The following is a 5,686-nucleotide window of genomic DNA, read 5'->3' as shown; positions in this document are numbered from 1 at the left end:
TCCAGCATGACCAGCACGGTGCCTTCGGCAACGTTGTCGCCGACCTTGATCTTGACTTCCTTGACGGTGCCGCCCTGCGGCGACGGCACGTCCATCGTGGCCTTGTCCGATTCCAGCGTCACCAGGGCGTCTTCCGCCTTGATGGTGTCGCCCGGTTTCACGTGCACTTCGATGACGGGAACGGCGTCGTAATCGCCGATATCCGGCACCTTGATTTCAATCGCTTGACTCATTCAGTGTCTCCTGGGCAGGACAACGGGCACGACAAGCACAAGCGGCGAGGTTACCCTCACCGCCCGAATCTGTCACGCCGCCACGCCGCAAGGCGCCGGATCGGGGTCCGGGCGCCGGCGGCGCGGTTGCCTTCCTGCGGGGGTTCGTGCGGTCAGCCGGCTTAGACCGACATCGGGTTCGGCTTGCTGGGGTCGAGGTTGTACTTCTTGATGGCTTCGGCCACCTTGTCGCGGCCGATCGCACCTTCGTCGGCCAGCGCCTTCAGTGCCGCCAGCGTCACCCAGTGACGGTCGACCTCGAAGAAGTGGCGCAGCTTTTCGCGGGTGTCCGAGCGGCCGAAGCCGTCGGTGCCCAGCACCACATAGCGGCGCTGCACGAACGGACGGATCTGTTCGGCGAACGCGCGGATGTAGTCGGTGGAGGCGATCACCGGGCCGCGCACGCCCTTGAGCTTCTGCGCGACGAACGACTCGCGCGGCGTCTCGGTCGGGTGCAGCAGGTTGAAGCGCTCGACGTCGTGGCCTTCGCGGGCCAGCTCGGTGAAGCTCGGGCAGCTCCACAGGTCCGATTCCACGCCCCAGTCCTTCTTGAGCAGATCGGCCGCGGCGATGACTTCGCGGAAGATCGTGCCCGAGCCCAGCAACTGCACGCGCGGCGCGTTGCTGTTTTCCACGCCCTTGCGGAACTGGTACATGCCCTTGACGATGTCCTTCTCCGAGCCGGCCGGCATTTCCGGGTGCTCGTAGTTCTCGTTCATCACCGTCAGGTAGTAGTACACGTCTTCCTGCTCGACGTACATGCGGCGCATGCCGTCCTGCATGACCACCGCCAGTTCGTACTGGAAGGTCGGGTCGTACGAGATGCAGTTCGGGATGACGGCGTGGAACACGTGCGAATGGCCGTCTTCGTGCTGCAGGCCTTCGCCGTTGAGCGTGGTGCGGCCCGAGGTGCCGCCCAGCAGGAAGCCGCGCGAGCGCATGTCCGCCGCCGCCCAGCACAGGTCGCCGATGCGCTGGATGCCGAACATCGAGTAGTAGATGTAGAACGGGATCATCTGCACGCCGTGCGTCGAGTACGACGTGGCGGCCGCGATCCAGTCGCACATGGCGCCGGCTTCGTTGATGCCTTCCTGCAGCACCTGGCCAGTCTGCGATTCCTTGTAGAACATCAGCTGGTCATGATCCTGCGGCACGTACTTCTGGCCTTCCTGGTTCCAGATGCCGACCTGGCGGAACAGCCCTTCCATGCCGAAGGTGCGCGACTCGTCGGGCACGATGGGCACCACGTGCTTGCCGATCTGCTTGTCCTTGAGCAGCGTGTTCAGGATCCGCACGAAGGCCATGGTGGTGGACACCTCGCGGCCCTCGCTGGTGGCCTTGAGCAGGGCATCGAAAGCCGACAGCTCGGGAATCTGCAAGGGCTCGGCCTTGAGGCGGCGGGCCGGCAGGTAGCCGCCGAGATCCATGCGGCGGGCGCGCATGTATTCCAGTTCCTTCGAGCCTTCTTCGAAGGTGAGGTAGGGCACGTCCTCGATCTTGTCGTCGGCGACCGGAATGTTGAACTGGTCGCGGAACGCGCGGATCGACTCCACCGGCATCTTCTTCTGCTGGTGAGCCACGTTCATGGCCTGGCCGGCATCGCCCATGCCATAGCCCTTGATGGTCTTGGCCAGGATCAGCGTCGGCTGGCCCTTGTGTTCGCTGGCTGCCTTGTAGGCGGCGTAGATCTTGTGCGGGTCATGGCCGCCGCGGTTCAGGCGCCAGATGTCGTCGTCGGACCAGTCGGCCACCATCGCCTTGAGTTCCGGCGTGTTGAAGAAGAACTCGCGCACGTAGGCGCCGTCCTTGGCCTTGAAGGTCTGGTACTCGCCGTCCACGCATTCCATCATGCGCTTCATCAGCAGGCCCTTGGTATCGCGCGCCAGCAGCGAATCCCAGCGGCTGCCCCACACCACCTTGATGACGTTCCAGCCCGAGCCGCGGAACTCGGATTCCAGTTCCTGGATGATCTTGCCGTTGCCGCGCACCGGGCCGTCCAGGCGCTGCAGGTTGCAGTTGATGACGAAGACCAGGTTGTCGAGCTTCTCGCGCCCGGCCATGCCGATCGCGCCGAGCGATTCCGGCTCGTCGGTCTCGCCGTCGCCCAGGAAGGCCCAGACCTTGCGGTCGCCGGCCTTGGCCAGGCCGCGGCTGTCCAGGTACTTCATGAATCGGGCCTGGTAGATGGCCATGATCGGGCCCAGACCCATCGACACGGTCGGGAACTGCCAGAAATCCGGCATCAGCCACGGGTGCGGGTAGGACGAGATGCCCTTGCCGTCGACTTCCTGGCGGAAATTATCGAGCTGGTCGGTGGTCAGGCGGCCGAGCAGGAAGGCGCGCGAATACACGCCCGGGGCCGAGTGGCCCTGCACGAAGACCAGGTCACCGCCGCTCTGCTCCGACGGCGCGCGCCAGAAATGGTTGTAGCCGACGTCATACAGCGTGGCCGCCGAGGCAAACGACGAGATGTGGCCGCCGACATTGGTGTGCTTGTTGGCGCGCAGCACCATCGCCATGGCGTTCCAGCGGGTGTACGAGCGGATGCGGTGCTCGACGTCCTGGTCGCCGGGAATGCGGGCCTGCTGCTCTACCGGGATGGTGTTGATGTACTGCGTTTCGGCGTGGAACGGCTGGGTAACGCCGTTCACGCGTGCGTATTCGATCTGCTTGTCGATCAGGAAGGCAGCGCGGTCGGTGCCTTCGGCGGCAATCACGCCTTGCAGGGCGTCGAGCCACTCATGGGTTTCCTGGGGGTCGGCGTCGTTGGCGCTGCTGGCGCCGAGGATCTGCTCTGGTACAGCTGACATGACTGTCTCCTGGTAAATGCGTGCCGCGGCGCTCCCGCATGGTTGTCGCGGAAACGCCGTCCTGACGGTATGACTACGGTACGGTGCCCGGGCTGCAAACACACCGCCTGGCGCTTTCGCCAGCGGCAGACACAGCCCCTCCGTCCGCACTTTTGGGTCGGTCCGATTTTATGGAAGCAGATTGGGCAAGACAAGCCAAATTTTCAAATTGCGATATTGTTTCTCATAATGCGGAATATTGCGGCGCCGCATCACAAATCGGCGCYGGCCCTTGCCGCTGAACGCTTCCGGCGCGGCTCCCCTTCGGCACCGATGACGCACTGCCGCATTGGCGCTTACCCCAAGCGACGCGGGGTAGCAATCCCGCTACACTGGCCGGTCAGTCGTCAATCCCGCCATGCCTTCCCTCAAAGATTTTCTGTCCCACCTGCGCGCCGCCGTCGTGCCGCCCTCCGCTTCCGGCACCGCCAAGCCAGGTGGCGGCGACCCGGCGCCGGCCGCCCCGCCGGCCCCGCTCACGCCCCTTGCACAGCTCGATTCGCTGGGCCACACGGACGAGTCGCCTGCCGTCAACGGGCCGCCGCGCGGCCTCTGGTGGCTGCGCTGGCGCAACCTGGTGGCAACCAGCTGGTTCATGTTCATTCCGCTGGTGGCCATCGTGCTGTTCACCGTGGCGATGGGCGTGATCCTGTGGTCGCTGCATGAAACCGAGCGCCAGCAACAGCGCGACGCGCTCTATCGCGATGCCGCCTGGGCCCAGCAGCGCGTGCGCCTGTCCTTGCTGAGCAACCAGGACCAGCTGGCGTCGCTGGCGCGCGACATTGCCGCCGCGCAGCTCGACCAGGGCGCCTATCGCACCGCCGCCCAGGAAATCCTGCGCGAGAACCCCGAGATCGTCTTCGTCAACTGGCTCGACGCCACCCACCGCGGACGCTGGTCGCTGCCCTCCACCTCGGAGTTCGCCAACCGGCTGCGCGAGACCCAGGACCAGCCGCTCGAACCCGAGGTGCTCGACACCTTCGACGCCGCCCGCGAAACCCAGCGCGTGGTGTACTCGCGCCCGCTGGTCAACGACCGCGGCGACAGCTTCATGTTGATGGAAGTGCCGATCGTGCGGGACAACGAGTTCCTCGGCACGCTGGGCGCGCTCTACTCGATCAACGGCATCCTGACCCACCTGCTGCCGCCGGAGTTGACCGAGCGCTACCGTTTTTCGCTGATCGACAAGAACAACCAGATCCGCGCCAGCACCTCGCTGCGGCCGGTGCCGGGCAATGCGCTGTCCTACGAGGTGCTGCTCGACCCGCCCGGGCATTCGCTGTCGCTGCGCGCCGACGCCTACCCGCCCGCCTCCAACCTGCCCAACAACATGCTGCTGTGGCTGGTGGTGGGACTGTCGTGCTTCCTGCTGTGGAGCCTGTGGAGCATGTGGCGGCACACCAGCCGCCGCTCCGAGGCGCAGCGTGCCCTGCTGGCCGAGACTTCGTTCCGSCGGGCGATGGAAAACTCCATGCTGATCGGGCTGCGCGCGCTCGACCTGAACGGCCGCATCACCTACGTCAACCCSGCSTTCTGCCGCATGACSGGCTGGCAGGATGCCGACCTGGTCGGCCGCGTGCCGCCCTTCCCCTACTGGCCGCCCAACGACCAGCCGGAGATGCAGAAGCAGATCGACCTGACACTGCAAGGCAAGTCGCCGGCGGGCGGCTACGAGATGCGTGTCATGCGCCGCGACGGCAGCAGCTTCTATGCGCGCATGTATGTCTCGCCGCTGGTGGACGGCCGCGGCCGCCATACCGGCTGGATGAGCTCGATGACGGATATCACCGAGCCCAAGCGCGCCCGCGAGGAACTCGCCGCCGCGCACGACCGTTTCACCACGGTGCTGGAAAGCCTGGATGCGGCCGTGTCGGTGCTGGCCACGGACAAGCCCGAGCTGCTGTTCGCCAACCGCTATTACCGCCAGCTGTTCGGCTGGGAAGCCGAAGGCCATCTCAAGCTGGCCGGCGGCGAGGTCGACAAGGAACAGGTGTCGAGCGACGCCACTGACTTCATCGACGCCTATGCCGGGCTGCCCGCGTCCGAGCTGATGCCCTACTCGTCGGACGCGCGCGAGGTCTTCGTGCCCGACATGCAGAAGTGGTTCGAGGTGCGCCGCCGCTATATCCAGTGGGTGGACGGCCACCTGGCGCAGATGCAGATCGCCACCGACATCACCGTGCGCAAGRCCGCCGAGGAAATGGCGCGCCAGCACGAAGAGCGGATCCAGTTCACCAGCCGCCTGACCACCATGGGCGAGATGGCGTCGTCGCTGGCGCACGAGCTCAACCAGCCGCTGGCGGCCATCAACAACTACTGCATGGGCGCCGTGGCCAGGCTGCGCTCGGGCCGCAGCACGCCCGAGGACCTCATCCCGATCCTGGAGAAGACCTCTGCGCAGGCAGTGCGCGCCGGTACCATCATCAGCCGCATCCGCGGCTTCGTGAAACGCAGCCAGCCCCAGCGGCGCGAGGCGGCCCTGCACGATATCGTGGCCGATGCGGTGGGYCTGGCCGACCTGGAAGCCACCCGGCGCCGCGTGACCATCCTCACGCGCCTGCCGGC

General features: G+C 65.9%; 3 protein-coding genes. 1 reads left to right on the top strand and 2 read right to left on the bottom strand.

Going from position 1 to position 5,686, the window contains the following annotated elements; genetic code table 11:
* Both AC1DO7_RS38805 and aceE read right to left on the bottom strand, forming a co-directional pair.
* The coding region (locus AC1DO7_RS38805) for a biotin/lipoyl-containing protein (protein ID WP_477117385.1) at positions 1 to 233 on the bottom strand (233 nt) is incomplete at its 3' end.
* Positions 234 to 394: 161 nt separating this feature from the next.
* Positions 395 to 3,082 (bottom strand): pyruvate dehydrogenase (acetyl-transferring), homodimeric type, encoded by a 2,688-nt coding sequence (gene aceE / locus AC1DO7_RS38800; RefSeq protein WP_441616125.1) that lies wholly within the window; start codon positions 3,080 to 3,082, stop codon positions 395 to 397.
* 397 nt (positions 3,083 to 3,479) lie between these two features.
* On the opposite strand from aceE, the gene AC1DO7_RS38795 reads away from it, so the two are divergent.
* Positions 3,480 to 5,686 (top strand): PAS domain S-box protein (locus AC1DO7_RS38795; RefSeq protein ID WP_477117384.1); only part of this gene is annotated, 2,207 nt, incomplete at its 3' end.

This window comes from Cupriavidus sp. 05N40, assembly GCF_056397305.1.
The sequence above is the reverse complement of the archived record's forward strand: the minus strand, read 5'-3'. Positions and strand labels throughout refer to the sequence as shown.

Coding starts and splice junctions, on each gene's coding strand:
- aceE (WP_441616125.1), bottom strand. CDS start 3,082: ATGTCAGCTGTACCAGAGCAGATCCTCGGCGCCAGCAGCGCCAACGAC.